The 19846-nt window shown below is 64.7% G+C and carries 21 protein-coding genes; 8 read left to right on the top strand and 13 right to left on the bottom strand.

The window, feature by feature from the left end:
• Positions 1–70 precede the first annotated feature (70 nt).
• On the top strand, positions 71–994 hold the full coding sequence (locus AC5Y5O_RS14055; RefSeq protein WP_096290954.1) for an SDR family NAD(P)-dependent oxidoreductase: 924 nt from the start codon (positions 71–73) through the stop codon (positions 992–994).
• 8 nt (positions 995–1002) lie between these two features.
• Here AC5Y5O_RS14055 and AC5Y5O_RS14050 read toward each other — a convergent pair whose 3' ends face one another.
• From AC5Y5O_RS14050 to AC5Y5O_RS14040, 3 genes are all read right to left on the bottom strand, one after another.
• Complete coding sequence (locus AC5Y5O_RS14050; protein WP_096285813.1) at positions 1003–1461, bottom strand: universal stress protein; 459 nt, start codon at positions 1459–1461, stop codon at positions 1003–1005.
• A 72-nt stretch (positions 1462–1533) separates the two neighbouring features.
• A complete protein-coding gene (locus AC5Y5O_RS14045; protein ID WP_096290953.1) occupies positions 1534–3087 on the bottom strand; it encodes a flavin-containing monooxygenase in 1554 nt (517 codons plus the stop codon).
• Between the two features lie 168 nt (positions 3088–3255).
• On the bottom strand, positions 3256–4002 hold the full coding sequence (locus tag AC5Y5O_RS14040; protein WP_370495585.1) for a TetR/AcrR family transcriptional regulator: 747 nt from the start codon (positions 4000–4002) through the stop codon (positions 3256–3258).
• 164 nt (positions 4003–4166) lie between these two features.
• Between AC5Y5O_RS14040 and AC5Y5O_RS14035 the strand changes: the two genes are divergently transcribed.
• A complete protein-coding gene (locus AC5Y5O_RS14035; RefSeq protein WP_096285812.1) occupies positions 4167–4781 on the top strand; it encodes a dihydrofolate reductase family protein in 615 nt (204 codons plus the stop codon).
• Positions 4782–4897: 116 nt separating this feature from the next.
• Here the strand turns inward: AC5Y5O_RS14035 and nrdE are convergent, their stop codons facing one another.
• From nrdE to AC5Y5O_RS14015, 4 genes are all read right to left on the bottom strand, one after another.
• Positions 4898–7063, bottom strand: a complete 2166-nt coding sequence (nrdE, locus tag AC5Y5O_RS14030; RefSeq protein WP_096285810.1) for a class 1b ribonucleoside-diphosphate reductase subunit alpha — start codon at positions 7061–7063, stop codon at positions 4898–4900.
• The gene (nrdI, locus tag AC5Y5O_RS14025; RefSeq protein WP_096290951.1) at positions 7033–7512 is read right to left on the bottom strand and encodes a class Ib ribonucleoside-diphosphate reductase assembly flavoprotein NrdI; all 480 of its coding nucleotides are present in this window, start codon (positions 7510–7512) and stop codon (positions 7033–7035) included. Before nrdI ends, nrdE begins: the two co-directional genes overlap by 31 nt.
• Positions 7513–7577: 65 nt before the next feature.
• Complete coding sequence (locus tag AC5Y5O_RS14020; RefSeq protein WP_096285808.1) at positions 7578–7817, bottom strand: redoxin NrdH; 240 nt, start codon at positions 7815–7817, stop codon at positions 7578–7580.
• Positions 7818–8335: 518 nt separating this feature from the next.
• Positions 8336–8902, bottom strand: a complete 567-nt coding sequence (locus tag AC5Y5O_RS14015) for an NAD(P)H-dependent oxidoreductase (RefSeq protein WP_096285806.1) — start codon at positions 8900–8902, stop codon at positions 8336–8338.
• Between the two features lie 82 nt (positions 8903–8984).
• On the opposite strand from AC5Y5O_RS14015, the gene AC5Y5O_RS14010 reads away from it, so the two are divergent.
• Positions 8985–9599 (top strand): TetR/AcrR family transcriptional regulator, encoded by a 615-nt coding sequence (locus AC5Y5O_RS14010; RefSeq protein ID WP_096290950.1) that lies wholly within the window; start codon positions 8985–8987, stop codon positions 9597–9599.
• A gap of 10 nt (positions 9600–9609) precedes the next feature.
• The gene (locus AC5Y5O_RS14005; RefSeq protein WP_096290949.1) at positions 9610–10653 is read left to right on the top strand and encodes a DNA polymerase IV; all 1044 of its coding nucleotides are present in this window, start codon (positions 9610–9612) and stop codon (positions 10651–10653) included.
• On the opposite strand, the gene AC5Y5O_RS14000 is transcribed toward AC5Y5O_RS14005, so the two are convergent.
• Both AC5Y5O_RS14000 and AC5Y5O_RS13995 read right to left on the bottom strand, forming a co-directional pair.
• Positions 10615–11520, bottom strand: coding sequence for an SDR family oxidoreductase (locus AC5Y5O_RS14000; protein ID WP_096285804.1), 906 nt, complete (start codon positions 11518–11520; stop codon positions 10615–10617). The two genes, AC5Y5O_RS14005 and AC5Y5O_RS14000, sit on opposite strands and share 39 nt — an antisense overlap.
• 37 nt (positions 11521–11557) lie before the next feature.
• Positions 11558–12199 carry a TetR/AcrR family transcriptional regulator gene (locus AC5Y5O_RS13995; protein WP_096285802.1) on the bottom strand — a complete coding sequence of 214 codons (642 nt, stop codon included), beginning with the start codon at positions 12197–12199 and terminating at the stop codon, positions 11558–11560.
• Positions 12200–12314: 115 nt separating this feature from the next.
• Here AC5Y5O_RS13995 and AC5Y5O_RS13990 point away from each other — a divergent pair, with 115 nt between their 5' ends.
• A complete protein-coding gene (locus AC5Y5O_RS13990) occupies positions 12315–13796 on the top strand; it encodes a cytochrome P450 (RefSeq protein WP_096285800.1) in 1482 nt (493 codons plus the stop codon).
• 18 nt (positions 13797–13814) lie between these two features.
• Here AC5Y5O_RS13990 and AC5Y5O_RS13985 read toward each other — a convergent pair whose 3' ends face one another.
• A complete protein-coding gene (locus AC5Y5O_RS13985; protein WP_096290948.1) occupies positions 13815–14324 on the bottom strand; it encodes a 2-isopropylmalate synthase in 510 nt (169 codons plus the stop codon).
• 495 nt (positions 14325–14819) lie between these two features.
• Here AC5Y5O_RS13985 and AC5Y5O_RS13980 point away from each other — a divergent pair, with 495 nt between their 5' ends.
• The 3 genes from AC5Y5O_RS13980 (at position 14820) to AC5Y5O_RS13970 (ending at position 15565) form a co-directional block, all read left to right on the top strand.
• On the top strand, positions 14820–14996 hold the full coding sequence (locus tag AC5Y5O_RS13980) for a hypothetical protein (protein WP_165796328.1): 177 nt from the start codon (positions 14820–14822) through the stop codon (positions 14994–14996).
• A 217-nt stretch (positions 14997–15213) separates the two neighbouring features.
• The gene (locus AC5Y5O_RS13975) at positions 15214–15339 is read left to right on the top strand and encodes a hypothetical protein (RefSeq protein WP_279304387.1); all 126 of its coding nucleotides are present in this window, start codon (positions 15214–15216) and stop codon (positions 15337–15339) included.
• A gap of 94 nt (positions 15340–15433) precedes the next feature.
• Entirely contained in the window at positions 15434–15565 is a 132-nt protein-coding gene (locus AC5Y5O_RS13970; RefSeq protein WP_279304386.1) for a hypothetical protein, read from the top strand.
• A gap of 478 nt (positions 15566–16043) precedes the next feature.
• Here AC5Y5O_RS13970 and AC5Y5O_RS13965 read toward each other — a convergent pair whose 3' ends face one another.
• The 3 genes from AC5Y5O_RS13965 to AC5Y5O_RS13955 all read right to left on the bottom strand — a co-directional run bounded on the left by AC5Y5O_RS13965 (position 16044) and on the right by AC5Y5O_RS13955 (position 19844).
• A complete protein-coding gene (locus AC5Y5O_RS13965) occupies positions 16044–17009 on the bottom strand; it encodes an anti-sigma factor RsbA family regulatory protein (RefSeq protein WP_096290947.1) in 966 nt (321 codons plus the stop codon).
• A 156-nt stretch (positions 17010–17165) separates the two neighbouring features.
• A complete protein-coding gene (locus tag AC5Y5O_RS13960) occupies positions 17166–18629 on the bottom strand; it encodes a FadR/GntR family transcriptional regulator (protein ID WP_096290946.1) in 1464 nt (487 codons plus the stop codon).
• A gap of 21 nt (positions 18630–18650) precedes the next feature.
• Complete coding sequence (locus tag AC5Y5O_RS13955) at positions 18651–19844, bottom strand: thiolase family protein (RefSeq protein ID WP_096290945.1); 1194 nt, start codon at positions 19842–19844, stop codon at positions 18651–18653.
• Between the last annotated feature and the right edge of the window lie 2 nt (positions 19845–19846).

Below are 19846 nucleotides of genomic sequence, written 5' to 3'. Positions count from 1 at the left end.
ATGTCAACTCAACCGCCTAACTTCAGTTGACAACGTCAACTCAAAGGCTCGCCACCGGATGGAGATTGTCATGAATTCCTCGAACCGCATTGACCGTCAGGAACTGGTCGTCGTGACCGGTGCTTCCACCGGCATCGGAGCGGCAACGGCAAAAGAACTGGCCTGCAGAGGTTTTCATGTGTTGGCCGGTGTCCGCCGCGATGCCGACGCCGACGCGTTAGTGGCCGACGGGCTCGAGGGGTTAGAACCCGTGATTCTCGATATCACCATGGAATCGGACGTGGCCGCGATCGCCGAGCGGGTCGCCCACGATCCACTGCATCGCCCGTTGCGCGCGTTGATCAACAACGCCGGCATCGCGATCAACGCCCCGGTGGAAGCCTTGCCGATTACTCAGTGGCGCAAGCAGTTCGAGGTAAATCTGTTCGGTCACATCGCGATGACCCAGGCATTGTTGCCGGCACTACTGCTCAGCGCCGGAACCGTCGTGAACATCAGTTCCGTCGGCGGAAAGGTGGTCTTGCCGACTTACGGCGCCTACGCCGGTTCGAAGTTCGCCCTCGAGGCGGTCAGTGACGCGCTACGGCGTGAGATCGCCGAACTGGGCATCAAAGTGGTCGTCGTCGAGCCCGGCGCGGTCAAGACCGAAATGGCCGAACGTGGAATCGCCACCGCCGAAGAGCTGCAGGCCAACATGACCGACACCCAACTCGCCCGGTATGGCGACCTCGCCGCGGCCGTCACCGCACAGGCCCGATCGTTCGGCGAGGTCGGCGTTTCGGCCGGGCATGCCGCGAAAGTCATCGCCAAGGCGGCCACCGCTTCTCGGCCGCGGACTCGCTACACGATCGGGCGTGACGCCGCGATCCTGGTGCGGGTCAGCCGCGTCGTCTCGGACCGGGTCTTGGACCGGATCGTGCGCTCGAACCTTCGGTCCTTCGCCAAGCAGTCAACCGAAAGGCCCAGCGCCGCAACGACTTCGGTGGGCGCCTAGCCGATGCTTCAATCGGAGGTGTGGACGATCAGGACATCCATCTTGGCCCTGCGGGAGACTTCGGAGGGGACCGATCCCAGCAGCCGCCCCGCGACGCTGGCGAGCCCGACGTTGCCGACGACCAGCAGGTCGGCACCGACCTCCTCGGCGAGCTGTACCAGCGCAGTGATGGGGGCGCCGACGATCGCCTTCTCCTCCACGTTCTTGGCGCCGGCTTGGTGGGCCCGCTCCCTGGCGTTGTGCAGGATCGCGTAGTAGGGGGCCTGGCCCACGGTCCGGTAATCCTGACCGTGGTCGCTCCCCGGCGGGATGGCGTAGCGACCGCGTTCCTCAGCGACGGGGGGATGTGCCGTCGCTACGATCAATTTCGCCCCATCGTCCGCCGCGATCGCGGCCGCGCGGTCCACCGCACGCAGCGACGAGTCCGAGCCATCGGTGCCGACCACGACGGTCTGATACGCGCTCATAAACCTCCGAGTCTAAAGCCTGCCCACTTCTTTTGGGGAGTCCTGAACTGCGGTTTTGTCTCAGCAGCGGGTTCAGCCCTGCGCGGCCACCGCGGAGCGCTGTGCGCGTGACCCGCTGCGCACGCCGAAGAACTGATATTCCTCGGGTTTGACCGAGTGGGTGGAACGCCAGTACTGCCAGGTGTAGCCGCCCCACAGCACGGTGTTCTTGCCGTGCTCGTCGAGATACCAGCTGCTGCAACCGCCGCTGTTCCACACCGATCCCTTGAGCTGCTCCTGCAACTCGTCGTTGAACTTGTCCTGCGCCGCGCGGGTCGGCGCCAGCGCCTGCGCGCCGAATTTGTCGCACTTCTTGATCGCGTCGGCGACGTAGCGGATCTGGGACTCGATCATGAACACCACCGAGTTGTGCCCCAGCCCGGTGTTGGGACCCAGCAGGAAGAACAGGTTGGGCATGTCTGCGACGGTGATTCCCCGGTGCGCACCGATGCCCTCCCGGTTCCAGCGGTCGACCAGGTCCTCACCGTGGCGTCCTTTGATCTGGACGTAGGTGTAGGAGTCGGTGACGTGAAAGCCGGTGCCGTAGACGATTACGTCCACCGGGCGTTCGGTGCCATCGGCCGTCACGATCCCGTCGGGCGTGATCCGGGTGATGCGGTCGGTGATCAGTTCGGTCTTCGGGTCGGCGACCGCACGGTAGTACGTCGACGAGTTCAGAATTCGCTTGCAGCCGATGCGGTAGTTCGGGATCAGCTTGCGGCGCAGCTCGCGATCCTTGACCGAGCGACGGATGTTGTATTTGCAATACGCCTCAATGAATTTCAGCGCGTTCGGCCGCTTCGTCATGCCGAATGCCAGCGCCTCCTGTCCCCAGTAGATGACCAGCCGCACCAGCGCGCGCAGCCCGGGCACGTTCTCCATGGCCCGGCGCAGCGCAACCGGCAGGTCGGGGTTCGACCGCGGGACCACCCACGGCGGGGTGCGTTGGTACAGCTGAAGCTCGCCGACCTGCCCGACGATCTCGGGGACGATCTGGATCGCGCTGGCGCCGGTCCCGATCATTGCCACCCGCTTGCCGGTGAGGTCTACGCTGTGGTCCCACTCGGCGGAATGGAAAGCGGGACCGCGGAATTCGTCGCGACCCTCGATCTCGGGGATCGACGGGATGTGCAGCGCGCCGGCACCCGAGATCAGGAACTGGGCGACGTATTCGCGTCCATCGGTGGTGAACACGTGCCAGCGGTGTTCGTCGTCGTCCCAATGTCCGCGATCGACCAGCGAATTGAACTCGATGTAGCGGCGCAGCCCGTACTTCTCGGTGACACCCTTGAGGTAGTCCCAGATCTCGGGCTGGTAGGAGAACGGGTTTTTCCAGTCCGGCTTGGGCTCGAATGAGAACGAGTACAGGTGTGACGGGATGTCGCAGGCGCACCCGGGGTAGCTGTTGTCGCGCCAAGTGCCGCCGACGTCATCGGCTTTCTCCAGGATTACGAAATCCACGCCCTGCTGCTGCAGCTTGATCCCCATGCCCAGCCCGGAGAACCCGGTCCCGATGATCAGCGCGCGGGTATGCACCGGTGCCGGGGCCTCACGCCCCGAAACTGGGTTTGCTTCGGCTTGTGTCAATGCATCGGTCACAGTGGATCGGTCCTTCTATTGGCTTATCGGCTCGTGCATTAGCCGCCGCACCTCATGTTTACCTTGGGCCGGCTAACGCGGATACCCGGTACCGACGGTATCGATTGAGACCGAGTCTTGACGAAAGCCCTGCTGATGTCAACGGGCCTTTAGTCCTCAGCTGGCCGCGGGGTTACTCCGCACGGCGCTGTGCACCGGCTGATCAGGGTCGACCGCGATGCCCAGCGCTTCGGCGGTGCCGACGATGACCCCCATCATGATCGTCGTCAGGTGGGCGACAAACTGATCGCGCGGCATGCGTCGCGGGCTGCCGGGTTCCCCCAGCCACCACTCGGTGGACGACGCCGCCGATCCGAAGGCCGCGTGTGCGGCCAGTTCGAAGGCGGCATGGTCGAGCTTGAAGTCCTTGAGCTCGTTGTCGAACATGTCGGCAATGGTCAGCGTGATCTGACGGCCCTCGTTGAGGGTGCGCACCGTCGACTCGGTGGTCGCTCCGGAGCGCGCCGAAATGAACACGCGCAACACGTTGGGGTGCTTGTCGACCAGGTTGACGTACTCGTCGACGCTGCGCCGGACGATCTCGCGGGCCGAGTCGGTGGCCAGGTCGATCGAGGGGAAGATCGCCGCCCACAACATGTCGCGAAGCCGCTCGCCGATCGCCTGGAAGAGGTCGGACTTGTCGTGGAAGTGGCGGTAGATCTTCGGCTTGGCGGTGCCGGCCTCTTCGGCGATCTCCCGCACACTCAGTTCGGGTCCCAGCCGGTCGATCGCACGAAACGCCGCCTCGACGATTTCGCCGCGCACCTTCTTGCGATGTTCACGCCAACGCTCGCTGCGCGCGTCGACCTTGGCTCCCGGCTTGACGCTCGGGTGGGGTCTGGCAGGTCGGGGCACTCTCACCACATCAAGCACCATACCGCGCCGGGCCCGCTGACCTGGGCAGACTGCCTTGTACGCGCCCCGCCGAGAGTGAACCTCACGACGCGACACGCCGTGAAACCGTCGTCAGAGTCACACTCGGCGCGCCTCACCGGTGAGTTTTCCTGCGCGGCAGAGTCGGAGTGGGTATGCCCAGAACGAATCTTTCGATGTCGATCTCCGCCGACGGCTACGTTGCGGGACCCGAGCAGAGCGAAGACGAGCCGCTCGGCATTGGCGGCAGAGCCCTGCACGATTGGCATCTGGGCTCCGCCAAGGATCATCCGGTGAATCGGCGCGTGGTCGCCGACATGTTGGACGGGATGGGTGCAACAATCATGGGCCGCAACATGTTCGGCCCGGTGCGCGGCGACTGGGGGGATTCGCAATGGCGGGGTTGGTGGGGCGCCGACCCGCCCTACCACTGCCCGGTGTTCGTGCTCACCCACTACGCGCGGGACCCCATCGAGATGGACGGTGGCACAACGTTTCACTTTGTCACCGACGGGGTCGAATCGGCATATGGCCAAGCCAGGTCCGCCGCCGGCGACCGACCCATCTCCATCGCGGGAGGCGCTTCCTGCGCCCGACAGGCGATCGAGGCGGGGATCGTCGACGAGATCGATCTTCAGGTAAACCCGGTGATCCTCGGATCCGGCGAGCGCCTACTCGATGGCTTTGCGTCAGGTCGGCCACAACTCGAACTGGTTCGGGTGCTCGAGGCTCCCGGCGTAGCGCATCTGCGCTACCGCGTCGTCCGATGACGAGACGACAGTTACAACTGATGGGGGCTACCCACCCCGAGTGTGCATCTGACCACGCGACACGCCGTTGAGCCGTCGCCAGATTCACACTCGCCGCGGCTTTAGGGCTTACGGGCTTACAGCATGCAGGAGACGCAGCCCTCGACCTCGGTTCCTTCCAGAGCCATCTGCCGCAACCGGATGTAGTACAGCGTCTTGATTCCCTTGCGCCAGGCGTAGATCTGCGCCTTGTTCACGTCGCGGGTGGTGGCGGTGTCCTTGAAGAACAGCGTCAGCGACAGGCCCTGGTCCACGTGCTGGGTGGCCGCGGCATAGGTGTCGATGATCTTCTCGTAACCGATCTCGTAGGCGTCCTGGTAGTACTCCAAGTTGTCGTTGGTCAGATACGGCGCCGGGTAATAGACCCGCCCGATCTTGCCTTCCTTACGGATCTCGATCTTGGACGCCACCGGATGAATCGAGCTCGTCGAGTGGTTGATGTAGGAGATCGACCCCGTCGGCGGCACGGCCTGCAGGTTCTGGTTGTAGATACCGTGCTGTTGCACCGATTCCTTGAGCCGCTGCCAATCCTCTTGCGTCGGAATGCGGATGCCCGCCTCGGCGAACAGCTCCCGCACCCGGGCGGTGGCCGGCTCCCACACCTGCTCGGTGTACTTGTCGAAGAACTCGCCCGAGGCGTACTTCGACTTGTCGAAACCACCGAACTTGCTACCGCGTTCGATCGCAATCCGATTCGACGCCCGCAGTGCGTGGTAGAGCACGGTGTAGAAGTACATGTTGGTGAAGTCGACACCTTCTTCGGAGCCGTACAAGATGCGCTCGCGAGCCAGATAGCCGTGCAGATTCATCTGCCCCAGCCCGATCGCGTGGGATTCGTTGTTGCCCTGCTCGATTGACGGCACCGACCAGATGTGCGTCTGGTCGCTCACCGCGGTCAGCGCCCGGATCGCCACCTCGATGGTCTGGGCGAAGTCCGGCGAGTCCATGGCCTTCGCGATGTTCAGCGAACCGAGGTTGCACGAAATATCCTTGCCCACTTTGGCATACGACAAGTCTTCGTTGAACAACGACGGCGTGGATACCTGCAGAATCTCCGAGCACAGGTTCGAGTGCGTGATCTTGCCCTCGATCGGGTTGGCCCGGTTCACCGTGTCCTCGTACATGATGTACGGGTAGCCGGACTCGAACTGCAGCTCGGCCAGCGTCTGGAAGAATTCGCGCGCCTTGATCTTAGTCTTGCGGATGCGCGCGTCGTCGACCATCTCGTAGTACTTCTCGGTCACCGAGATGTCGGCGAAGGGCATGCCGTAGACCCGCTCGACGTCGTACGGCGAGAACAGGTACATGTCCTCGTTCTTCTTGGCCAGCTCGAAGGTGATGTCGGGAATCACCACACCGAGGCTCAGCGTCTTGATCCGGATCTTCTCGTCGGCGTTCTCGCGCTTGGTGTCCAGGAACCGGTAGATGTCCGGGTGGTGCGCGTGCAGGTACACCGCGCCCGCACCTTGACGCGCCCCCAGTTGATTGGCGTAGGAGAACGAGTCCTCGAGCAGTTTCATGATCGGGATGACACCCGAGGATTGGTTCTCGATGTTCTTGATCGGAGCGCCGTGTTCGCGAATGTTGCTCAGCAACAACGCAACTCCCCCACCACGCTTGGACAGCTGCAGCGCGGAGTTGATCGAACGCCCAATCGACTCCATGTTGTCCTCGATGCGCAGCAAAAAGCAGCTCACCGGCTCACCGCGCTGCTTCTTGCCCGAGTTCAAAAACGTCGGGGTCGCCGGCTGGAACCGGCCGTCGATGATCTCGTCGACGAGCTTCTCGGCCAGCGCGTTGTCGCCGGCGGCCAGCGTGAGCGAGACCATCACGACGCGGTCCTCGAAGCGCTCGAGGTAGCGCTTCCCGTCGAACGTCTTCAGCGTGTACGAGGTGTAGTACTTGAAGGCCCCCAGGAAGGTCGGGAACCGGAACTTCTTGGCATAGGCCCGGTCCAGCAGCGTCTTGACGAAGTTGCGGCTGTACTGGTCGAGCACCTCGCGCTCGTAGTAGTTCTCCTTGATCAGGTAGTCAAGTTTCTCGTCCTGATTGTGGAAGAAGACCGTGTTCTGGTTGACGTGCTGCAGGAAATACTCATGCGCGGCCTCGCGGTCCTTATCGAACTGAATCTTGCCGTCTTTGTCGTACAGATTCAGCATCGCGTTGAGCGCGTGGTAGTCGGTCTCCCCCGGCAACGCGTGGGCGCCGGTGGTTACAGGCTCTGCAGTGACGGTTGGTGACACGTCTGGTCCTTCCAGAATTCTTCCAAGCCCGCGCGAACGGCTTCCACGTCGTCCGGGGTACCCATTAGTTCGAAGCGGTAGAGGTAGGGCACGCCGCATTTGCGGGAAACCACGTTGCCCGCATAGGCGAATTCGGCACCGAAGTTGTTGTTGCCCGCGGCGATGACGCCGCGGATCAACGACCTGTTGTGCTCGTTGTTCAAAAAGGCGATGACCTGTTTAGGGACGTAGCCACCGTTGTTTATGTCAGGCGTGGCCTTCCCGCCGCCGTACGTGGGCAGTATCAATACGTACGGATCGTCGACCTCGATGCGGCCGTGCAACGGGATTCGCGTGGCGGGAACACCCAGCTTCTGCACGAAGCGGTGGGTGTTCTCCGACACCGACGAAAAATAGACCAGTGACGATCGCAAGCCCGGCGCCGCCGGGCGGTGCGGGTCGTCACTCATCCAATCCAGGTTGCGCTGCGTGCTATCCATGGCACCGCAACCTCCTTACTTGCTCATCTACTGCATCAGGCGCTGAGCGCGGCTCCAGCAAGCGCCTTGATGCGGTCCGGCCGGAAGCCCGACCAGTGGTCGTTTCCTGCCACCACGACGGGCGCCTGCAGATAGCCCAATGCCATCACGTAGTCGCGCGCTTCGGCGTCCAGGCTGATGTCGACCTTCTCGAACGCCAGGCCCTGCTTCTCGAGAGCCTTGTAGGTGGCGCTGCACTGCACACATGCCGGCTTGGTGTACACGGTGATGCTCATTGAAGCCGCTCCTCTGCGGGGAAGAAGGTCGGAAAATTTGCTATGGACTGGCAACTACTTGGGGCACTGCATCGCCGATATGTTCAGCGATCCGTCAAGCCCCAAGATTCCCGTCTGCGGCGGTCAGCTCTGACGACCTGACGAAGCCGATTCCGAGAGGTTCACCGCGCCGCGCTGGCTTGGTGAACCTGGGATCTGCCGGCTCGCCAAACACTACACCTAGTGGCTGACAAGATCCGTAGATACAAGATGTTCTGAATAACAATTCTGAAATTCCCTGGTCGTAAGCCCTGTCGCGCGGACACGCCTCGGCGTGTCGCAGATCACAAACACCGGTGGGGACGCCCATGGGTAGAGGTATAGCAGCGCCCACCGACAACGAGAGCGACATCGGGGCGCCCACCCGCCGCTAGCAAAGCCGCCAGCACATGGCTGGCGGCTTTAGCTATTAACTTTCCCGAACGCTGCTGGTCACCGGGCGAACGGCTTGTTGACTTCTGCCAATTCAGGAGCCAAATTCAGCCGACTTCCGCCGCGAGCTTGCCGACCGCGTCGCGCACATTGGCCACCAGTTCGGCGTGCTCGGCGGGCGCTTTGCCCTCCAAAGTTCCGAACGGCACCGACAGTTTGATCGCCTCGACGACTCGCGCGCCGGCGATGCCGAAGGACTTGCGGGTGTCGTCGTGCGCCCACACGCCGCCGTAGCGGCCGAAAGCCCCGCCGATCACCGCCAGCGGCTTGTCCTTGAGCGCGCCGTCGCCGAACGGGCGCGACAACCAGTCGATCGCGTTCTTGACGACTGCCGGGTAGCTGCCGTTGTACTCCGGAGTGACGATCAGCGCCGCATCCGCATCCGCCGCCGCGGCACGCAACGCGGCCACCGGGGCCAGCGCGGCCGCCTCGGCGTTCATCGCGTCGTCGATCTCCTCGTTGTAGAACGGCAGATCGCCCAGCCCCTCGAACACGGTCACGGTGACATCGTCGGGGGCCACGTCAACCGCGAGCTCGGCGATCTGGCGATTTACCGACGCCGCCCGCAAGCTGCCTACCAACGCCAAGACTTTGATCTCTGACACTGTTTCGATTCCCTTCGGTTGATGGTCTACATCCTTGCACGGCTTAAGCGGACTATAGTCCGTTTTATTCCGGCCGCGTTAAAGTGCAGTGGTGAGCGGTGTCGAGAGATTGGGCGAGTTGCCCGTGTCGGCTCCGCGGGAGCTGCCACAGGAGCGGGGTGACGCGGCACGCAACCGCGAGCTGTTACTGCAGGCAGCACGCCGCCTGGTGGCCAAGCGCGGCGCGGATGCGGTCACGATGGACGACGTCGCGGCGGCCGCCGGCGTCGGCAAGGGCACGCTGTTCCGCCGGTTCGGTACCCGAGCCGGCCTGATGATGGTGCTGCTCGACGAGGACGAACGCGCCAGCCAGCAGGCGTTCCTGTTCGGCCCCCCGCCGCTGGGTCCGGACGCCGCGCCGATGGAGCGACTGCTGGCGTTCGGCCGCGAGCGCCTGTGCTTCGTGCACACCCACCATGCGCTGCTGTCCGCGGCCAAGGGTGATCCGCTGACCCGCCACGCCGGCGCCGCGTCGGTACAGCGCACGCACGTGCGAGTGTTGTTGCAGACGGCCGACACCAGCGGCGATCTCGACGTGCAGACCGATGCGTTACTGGCCTTACTCGATGTGGATTACGTTGAGCACCAACTGAATTACGGCGGCCACACGCTGGAGAGCCTGGGCGACGCCTGGGAAAGCCTGGCGCGCAAGCTGTGTGGGCGGTGACCTGACCGACATGGCCTCGCCGACGACGAGCTGGGTCCTGCACGTCGATCTCGACCAGTTTCTGGCCTCGGTCGAGCTGCGCCGACATCCCGAGCTCGACGGGTTGCCCGTCATCGTCGGCGGCAGCGGCGATCCCACCGAACCACGCAAGGTCGTCACCTGCGCCTCGTATCAAGCCCGCGAATTCGGGGTACATGCGGGCATGCCGTTGCGCACCGCGGCTCGGCGCTGCCCGGACGCCACCTTCTTGCCGTCGGACCCGGCCGCCTATGACGAGGCCTCCGAGGAGGTGATGGGGCTGCTGCGCGATCTGGGGCACCCGGTCGAGGTGTGGGGCTGGGACGAGGCTTACGTTTCAGTCACGGCGGCCGACCCCGCCGAAGTCGCGGAACACATTCGCACCGTTGTCCTTTCGGAAACCGGGCTGTCTTGTTCAGTCGGCATCAGCGACAACAAACAACGAGCCAAGGTGGCCACCGGCTTCGGGAAGCCCGGCGGAGTCTTCACCCTCACCGACGCGAACTGGATGGACGTAATGGCCGATCGCCCGGTCGACGCACTGTGGGGCGTGGGCCCCAAGACGTCGAAAAAGCTTGCGGCGCTGGATATCACCACGATACGAGAGCTGGCTCATTGTGACGCCGAGCTTTTGACGTCCGCCTTCGGACCGCGCACCGGCCTGTGGCTGCTGCTGCTCGCCAAGGGCGGCGGCGACACCGAGGTCAGCGCCGAACCGTGGGTCCCGCGCTCACGCAGCCACGTCGTCACGTTCCCGCGCGACCTCACCGAACGCGCCGAAATGGACTCGGCGGTAACAGAATTGGCGAGACGTGCGCTCGATGAAATCGTCGCGGCGGACCGAATCGTCACACGGGTCGCGGTCACCGTGCGCACCGCGACGTTCTACACTCGCACCAAAATTCGCAAGCTGCCGGTACCCACCACCGATGCCGACGTCATCGTCACGGCGGCGCTGCGGGTCCTGGATCTGTTCGAACTCGACCGCCCGGTCCGGCTACTCGGGGTCCGGCTCGAATTGGTGATGCCGGCCTAATTGCGCCGGGGCCGGCCGCAGCGCCCGGGTGAAGATGACGTTCACCTGGCGCATCGCCACGCTGTAGGGCCACCAGGCCAGCCGTTTGAACGCGTACAGCGCGCGGATGTCCTGCGACGTGTAGATCAGGTACCTGTTCTTCGACACTCCGGCCAGGATCTTCTCGGCGGCCTTTTCCGGCGACACCGCATGACCACTGAAGCGGTCGACCCAGCGACTCACCTTGGGGTCTTCGCGGTCGACGCCGGCGATTTCGACCGTGTCGACCAGCGGCGTCTTGACCGCCCCGGGCACCACGACCGAAACCCCGATGCGGTGCCGGGCCAGGTCGAAGCGCAATACCTCCGACAGACCGCGCAAACCGTACTTGCTGGCGCTGTAGGCGGCGTGCCACGGCAGCGCGACCAGCCCGGCCGCCGACGACACATTGACCACATGCCCACCGCGGCGGGCCGCCACCATCGACGGCACGAACGTCTCGATGACGTGAATCGGACCCATCAGATTGATCGCGACCATCTTGGTCCACTGCTCGTGGCTCAGCCGGTCGACGGTCCCCCAGGCCGACACTCCGGCGATGTTCATCACGACGTCCATGCTCGGATGCGCGGCATGGATATCGGCGGCGAACGCGGCCACCTCGTCGTAGTCGGAGATGTCCAGCACCCGATGCGCCGACACTTGCGCGCCCAGGGCGCGGGCGTCGGCCACGGTCTGGGCCAGCCCGTCGGCGTCGCGATCCGTCAGGAACAACTCGGCGCCCTGCGCCGCCAGCCGCAACGCGGTCGCCCGGCCGATGCCGCTGGCCGCGCCGGTGATCAGACTGCGCTTTCCCGCGAAATACCGCGCGGATCCCCTCTGCGCCATGAGGGTGACGATACCGTCGGTAACGCCTGATCCGCGGTTATCCGCGGCGGCCGCCCCACAACGAGTTCAGCCACAACTGCTCGAGCAGCCGGACGCGGCGGTCGATGTCGTCGTCGGCGCGGCCGATGAAGGCCGGATCACCGGTGAGCATCAGCGCCGTCGTACCGGTCAGGGTGCGCACCAGCGTCGGGATGTCGTCGCTGATCGGATTGGCGGTCCCCGCCTTCATCTCGGCGTCGACGATCGCGACGATCTCACCCACGACGACCTCGAACTGCTGCTCGAGGATGCCCCGGATCTCGACGTCGGTATACCGGGCGGCGTTGCAGGCCGCCATCACCGGGTCGTTGTGCGCGTAGACGGCGGCGGCGCTGCCCACCATGCGCTTGGCGAACTGCTCGGGCGACTCGTCGGGCTGACGGGGAGCGAAGAACTGGGTGAGCTCTTCGAGCTCCTGGGTGGCCTCGGCGACGATCTGAGCGAGCACTGCGTACTTGGAGTCGAAGTAGAAGTAGAACCCGGACCGACCCACCCCGGCTCGCAGGCTGATGGTGCTGACCGACAGCTCCGCAAACGGCCGTTCCTGCAGCAGCTCCCGCACCGCCTGCATGATCGCCTGCCGGTGCTTGTCGCCGCGTCGCCGCGTCGCCGGCTCGCCCGGCTCCGCGTGGCTGCTCATCCCCTGACCTTGCACCACACCGTCCCAAAAGCAAACTTGACAGCCGTCAACTTTTTGTCGAAGGTTAAGAACAGTGACCGATGTCACCTGCCCCTGGGTCCGCAAAGGAGCGTCCATGCCCGCCACCATCAGCACGCCGCACTACCTGCTCGACCAGGCGAAACGCCGGTTCACACCGTCGATCAACAACTTCCCCGGCATGGGGATGGTCGAGCGCAAGCTACTGAACACCCAGTTCCCCGAGCGGAAGCTGGCCGACCCTCCGCCGGATAGTGGCCTCAAGGCGGCCGTCGGCGACGCGGGTCTGCCCGTGATCGGGCACATCATCGAGATGCTGCGGGGCGGGCCCGACTATCTAATGCACCTCTATAACACCAAGGGGCCGGTGGTCTTCGGGGATTCACCCGTGCTGCCGGGCATCGCCGCCCTGGGCCCGGACGCCGCCCAGGTCATCTACTCCAACCGCAACAAGGACTACTCGCAACAGGGCTGGGTGCCGGTCATCGGCCCGTTCTTCCACCGCGGACTGATGCTGCTCGACTTCGAAGAGCACATGTTCCACCGGCGGATCATGCAGGAGGCCTTCGTTCGCTCCCGGCTGGTCAGCTATGTCGAGCAGATGGACAAGGTCATCTCGCAGACGGTCTCCAACGACTGGGTGGTCAACGACGCGCGGTTCCTGCTCTACCCGGCAATGAAGGATCTGACGCTCAACATCGCGTCGATGGTGTTCATGGGCCACGAGCCGGGCACCGACCACGAGCTGGTGACCAAGGTCAACAACGCGTTCGCGATCACCACCCGCGCCGGCAATGCCATCATCCGCACCCCTGTGCCGCCGTTCACCTGGTGGCGGGGGCTCAAGGCGCGCGAGCTGCTGGAGAACTACTTCCGCGAGCGGGTCAAGGAGCAGCGAGCCACCCAGGGCGACGACCTGCTGTCGGTGTTGTGCCGCACCGAGGACGAGGACGGAAACAGGTTCTCCGACGAAGACATCGTCAACCACATGATCTTCCTGATGATGGCCGCCCACGACACCTCGACCTCGACGGTGACGACGATGGCCTACAACCTGGCCCAGCACCCGGAGTGGCAACAGCGCTGCCGCGAGGAGTCGGACCGGCTGGGCGATGGGCCGGTCGACATCGAGTCGCTGGAGAAGCTGGAATCACTCGATTTGGTGATGAACGAGTCGATCCGCCTGGTGACCCCGGTGCAGTGGGCCATGCGGCAGACCGTGCGCGACACCGAGCTGCTGGGCTACTACATCCCCAAGGGCACCAACGTCATCGCCTATCCGGGCATGAATCACCGGCTGCCCGAATTGTGGACGGACCCACTGAAATTCGACCCGGAGCGGTTCACCGAGCCGCGTAACGAGCACAAACGGCACCGCTACGCGTTCACACCCTTCGGCGGGGGCGCCCACAAGTGCATCGGAATGACGTTCGGGCAGTTGGAGATCAAGACGATCCTGCACCGGCTACTGCGCCGCTACCGGCTGGAACCGCCCCGCCCGGGTTACAAGTGCGAGTGGGACTACGGCGGTATGCCAGTGCCGAAGGACGGCATGCCAATTGTGTTGCGCCCGCTGTAAACCCGCGTACCCGCGTGCTCAGGCCATGAGCCGGTTGGCGCACGCGATCAGCGCGCGCAATGCCGACTGAGTCGGATCCTGCGACAGACCGACCGCCCATTCGGTGCGGACGCCGTCGCTGCCGCAGATGAAGGTGGCGGTTAATCCGTTCGAAGCCATCTGGTGAAACTTCAACGTCTCGATGGCGATCCCGCGCTCATGCAGCATCGCGGTCAGGGCGGCGATCGGCCCACTGGCAGCAGCGGTCGAGGTGCGCAGGCAGTCACCGACGGCGATCGTCGCCCGGAAATTGCGGGCTTGCGGACCAAGCCGCCCGGTCGGTCGCTCGGTATCGGCGCACACCCACTGCCCCAGTCGCAGTGGGCCCGCGGCCTGACCGTAGGTCGACACGAAGTTTTCCCACGTCATCGCGCTGGCCTGGTCGCGCAGGCCGCGCGGCACGGCAACCCCGAAATGATCGCCGAACCATGCGTTGGCGTCACGCCGGCGGGCGGGAACACGGGCAGGAGTGTGCTCCGGAAGGGAGATCGGCCTGGAAAGAGGCCTGGAAAGAGGCTGGGTAAGAGTCACGGTGTCGGTCTTCTCTGGTCAAAGGAGCGACCGACGGTAGTAGCTTCCGACCCACAGCGGGGGGTCGGTCTGGATCAGACCCCGCTGCGGGTGCTGGCTACTACGGCACTCTTCAGAAGACGCACGAGCGCGACATTAGGCGCCGGACGTCGATAGTGCAAATGGATATCGCACCCCACCGGGGGTCGGCAGCCTCTTGACATCTACCCGGAATGGACCGCGTCAGCTACTGGACTTACGATCCTTCGAGGCTCGGGTGAGCGGAGCCGGCGCTGCGGCGACTTCGCCACCGCGAACTCGATTGAAGCCCTGGCACGGGGGAAATCGGCCGGACGCCACCCACCGCGATCGGCATCCTGGCGCGATGTGTTCCATCTTCGTTCGGTGGTCGTTCACCTGGCTACAGCTAATATTGGACACGAGTATAAAAGCAGCCAGGCGAAGGGTTTTCCGATGACCGCACGAAGCAAGAAAATAGTGGCGACATCGGCTATCGCGCTGATGTTCATGGCGTTCGCGACAGGCTGCGGCTCGGTAACCGCCGGCGGAACAGCCGGCGGCGGTGCCGTAAGCGGCGGCACGGGCGGCGGTTCCGTGGGCGGCGTAGTGCCCCCGGCGATGATTCCCTGACGCACCCTTGCGCGCGATCGGCATCGACCGATCGATCCAGGCGAAGCGCGATTTTGTCGCGTTCACCGAATGCCGTACCGGCGATCGCGCCGGTTAATCGCTTACCCGATCGGTTGCGCACTCGGCGAAGCAATCGAACCTCCCAGGTTTACATGTGTTCAATAGTGGTTATCCCGTCGTCGCCTGAACCCCCTTCCCCGAGCGAAAGGCAACGACGATGAAGTCGACGGCAGCCGAGAAGGCGCTTGACGCGGCGGCAGTGGCGCGAGGGCTGATCGAATTGTTGCTGGTGCCGACGCGTTTGTCGTCGGCTTGGGTACGCGCAGCGGCCGCGGAGAACTGACCGGTCCTACCGGTTTACCTGTGTGCAATAGCGGCTATCCCTCCGTCGCCTAGCCGCCACCGGCTCAGATGAAAGGCAACCGACAATGAAGTCGATGACCGCCAAGAACGCTTTCAAAGTTGCCGCGGCCGCGGCCGGATTGGTCGCGGTGTTGCTGGTACCGACGGGATGCTCGACAGCGGTGGGCGGCACGGGTGGCAACGGCGGGCTGACCATCTCCCTCTAACCGGCGAGACCGGCGATCCGGCGGCAACCATCCGCCGGAAGGTTTCCCCTGCGTGAACGTCATTTTTCTGGCTGCGGCCCCGCTGCCCACGGAAAGCTCTTCAATTGCATTGTGCCAGTACGGGTATGACGAAACTTGACGTGAGAAATATCACGAATCGTGGTTTACATGTGTTTAACAAGGGGTAGTCGGGCTTTGCATTGGCCATTAACGGCTAGGTTGTCCCCTCACGGAAAGGCAAGACAATGAAGTCGCACTCCACCAAGAAAACGCTGAAAGCCACCGCAGCCGCCCTCGGGGTAGCCGCAGTTTTAGTACTGCCGACAGGGTGCTCGACCGCAGCGGGCGGCGCAGGCGGAGGCGGTCTTGTTGGTGGCTCCAGCGGCGGGCTCTTGGGCGGAGTACTTGGCGGCCTAGGTCTCTAACCGTTCGGGCAGGAGGCCCGCCGGGAACCTCGGTTCCTGGCGGGCCTCTTATTTCAGCTAACGGGCCCGGGCGACGAATTCAGCCGCAGATACGCCTGAATCGTCGTTCCCGTGCTGGCGGTGTGGGTGCGGACCAGGTCCGAAATGGCATTGACCAGGAACAATCCCCGGCTGGCCGGGCCGGTCGGGCCTGGGTCCAGGCGCCCCACCAGCGGATCGTCGAGCCGGCCGTTGTCGCGCGCCTCGCACACCAGGTGGTCGTCGTCGCGCCAAAAGGCCAGCCGGCAGGCGCCGTCGGTGTACATCAAGCTATTGGTGGCCAGTTCGGTGGCGACCAGTTGCAGATCTTCGATGCCGTCCTGGGATAGTCCAACCCAGCCGGCGTAGTTGACCGCGAAAGACCGCGCTGGGCGCAGGTCTGAGGATTCGCGGACCATATAAGTCACGGCGCCCGGATTAGCCGGTAGCGGCTGATTGCACTGTGCCAGCACGTCATCCGGCGCGTAGTCGGCGCTGTGTTGCAGCGCACCGCATTTCCACAGCAGCGGATGGGTCGCAAGCGCACTTGCCAACACGTCGTCGTCCAGCCGTGCCGCGTCGTAAAGGCACAGCGCGGTCAACTGGCGATCCTCGAAGGCGCTGTTGACCAGCGCCTCGTGCTGCTTGCAGGCCAGAAACTCGTCGGCCGTGCGCTCCGGCCAGCAGACCTGGCTGACGATGCGCGCCCGCCGGCCGGCGTTCTCCTCGACAAAGGAGCCCTCCAGCGCGAGAAACCGGCTCGGATTGCGCGCCGCCTCGACGATGTCGACCAGCTGCAACCCGTTCGTCGAACCCTCACCCCCGAGCGCCTCGCGTAGCGATCCCAGATAGTCACCGGGCACCGCTACCAGTACCGGCTCGTCCGTCGCCAACCCTTCGAGCACGAAGGGCACCACGGCGTCCAGGTATTCGCGTTGCGAGTGGTAGAGGACCGCGGAATGAACGAAGCCTTGACGCTCGTTCTCCGTGCCCCTGATCATTTCGGCGCTCCCGCTTTCCATTAACAATGCCAACCCCCTGCCGGACCGGCTCCCCTTTTCGTATCCCCGCGCCCCATTACCCATGCCAGTACCCAGCGCTCGCGTTCCCTATGCAGGAAAGTGGTCACAAACGCGCCTCGGATAAGCGGATGTTCGTCACAGCCACCACGAGGCGGCGGCGTCCAGATGACGCCGAATGCGGTAGCGCGCCAAGCTATCGTCGCCCGCGGTGATCGCGTCGAGAATCCGCGAGTGCGCGTGCTCGATCGCGACGACGTCGTCGCGGGCCGGTGGCTCCTGCCCGGTACTGGACCAGTGTCGGCGAAACAACTCGATGATGATCCTCAAGAACAGGTCCAGCAGCGCGTTGCCGGCCAGTCGCGCCAACTCGATGTGGAACCGCGCTTCCTCCGAGGTGGCCTGACGCACCTCGTCGGCGAGGTGTACCGCGGCGCCGAGCGCGGACCGGTGGGTGTGCAGGAAGGCTGTCACCTCGGGTGCGGTGCGCCGCTTGACGACCTTGGCGACGTTGTCGATCTCGATGGCGTCGCGCACGCAACGCAGATCTTCGCGGCTCGGCTTCCGGAATTGCAGGTACAGCGCGATCGTGTCGATGCTGGCTTGCGCGTGCGGCTTGGTGACGATCAGACCGCCGCCGGGTCCGCGCCGCATCTGGGCGACCGAGTGGTATTCCAGCAGTCGGACTGCTTCTCGTAACACCGCGCGGCTCACCCGGTAGCGCTCCAGCAGGGCCGCTTCGGTGCCGAAGACCGAACCCACCTGCCAGTCACCTGAGCCGATTTCGTCGCCGATGGCGGCCGCCACCACCTCTGCCAACTTGCCGCGCGGGACCTGCCCGTCGGTTCCCCGTCTACGTCCGGGGCGGCCGGCGCGCCCCGGATGATGCTCGTGCAGCCAGGCATTCACCGCTTCAACGTGTCGCTCGGACAGCGTCTTGGCCCGGGCGGAATCGCCAGCAGTCACCGCGGCAACGAGGTCGGAGTGGTCGTTGTGCATGTAGTCGAGCGCCTCGATGGCCTCACTGGCCGAGTCGGTCCGCGACCGCAGGGCGTACCGAGTGGTCAGCCTCATCAATACCTCGATAAAGAGTTGCAGGACAGGGTTTTTCGACTGCTCCGCCAGCGCGATGTGAAACTCGTCGCGCGGCGCCGGTAGGCCCGGCCGCCACTGTTGCTCCGCGTGCAGCACTGCACGCAGCCGCTCGATGCCGGCTTCGTCGATGCGTTCGGCCGCGAGCGAGGCCGCCAGCGGCTCGAGGACCAGTCGGGCGTTGAGCAGATCGGCCAGCGTGGTGCCCAGGTATTCGAGATAGATGACGATGGCGCGGGTCGCCGGCCCCGCATCGGGCTCAGTGATCAGCAGCCCGCCGCCCGGTCCACGCCGCATCCGGGCCACCCGATGGTGTTCGACGAGCCGAACTGCCTCCCGCAGCACCGACCGGCTCACGCCAAAGCGCTGTTGCAGCGCATGTTCGGAACCCAGCGATTCACCGACGGGCCAGCCGCGGCGCACGATGTCCGCCTCAATGTCGCGGGCAATCGTCGAAGCCAGTTTTTTCGTCCCGCCCGCGCGCGGCGCGGGGCTTACCTGAAGCTCAATACTGCACTCCCACAAGCCTTCTCAGCAGGTGAGCAGCATGCAACCCGCGACCGGACCCCCGCCCACGGAAACCACGCCGACCTCGGGACGCTGCTCCACCTGCCGCTCGCCCGCCTCGCCGCGCAGCTGCAGGCATCCTTCATGCAGTGCCCAGTAGCCGTGCATGCGCCCGGCCGAAAGTTGGCCGCCGTAGGTGTTCAGCGGCAGTTGCCCGTCGCGGGCGATCCGTGCGCCGCCTTCGACGAACGGGCCGGCCTCGCCGTCACCGCAGACGCCCAGGGCTTCCAGCCAGGCGATGGTGAGATAGGTGAAACCGTCGTACAGTTCGGCCACCGCGAGGTCGGTGGGTTTCAACTCGGTGCGCGACCACATCTGCGCGGTAGCATCCGACATCGCCATCTTCGGGTAGTCGTCGCGGTGGAACCACCCACCAGCACCGTCGGATCCGCCGATCGCCTCCACCCGCACGGGCCGATGCGGGCAATCGGGCCCGTACTCGGCGTTCGAGACCACCACCGCGATCGATCCGTCGATGGGCACGTCGCAATCCAGCAGCCCGAACGGCGTCGATACCAGTCGCGCCCCCAGGTAGTCGGCCATCGTCATCGGCTCGCGGTAGACCGCAAGCGGATTCAGTGCGGCGTTACGCCTGCCGTTGAGCGCCAGCCAGCCCAACTGCTCCTTGGTGGTGCCGTACAGCTCCATGTGCCGGCGGCAGTTCAGCGCCAACCAGTTCGCAGCCGAATACGCTTGGGCCGCAACCAGATCGTTGACATCGTCCATCGCGCCGACAGCCGGCTTGGCTTCACCCTCGGGCGTTTCGAACATCCGCGCCAAGGGCGGGGCGGGGGCGTTGTCCTCCTGCTTGACCGGCACCGTGCCGCCGAGCATCTGGATGGTCCGATACACCACCACGTGCCGGGCCCGCCGCTCGGACACCGCGCGACATGCCGACATCACCGGACTCAGCAGGCCGCCGGTGCCGAACCCGCTGCCGCAGTCGGCCGCCTCGATACGCAGTTGGGCAGTGACCTCTTCGGCCGGCGTATCGCCCAAGGTCGCGATGCCGTCGATGTCGGCGGGCAGCAGGCCGGCGTCGGCGATAGCACCACGCACCGCCTCCATGGTCAGATCCCGTCCCGGGATGCCGGTCCGTCGGCCGATCCGGGAAATGCCGATACCGGACACGATCGCGTCTTTTTCGAAATACGTCATCT

This window comes from Mycobacterium sp. NGS40 (assembly GCF_059812735.1).
This window is presented reverse-complemented; position numbering and strand designations above follow the sequence as displayed.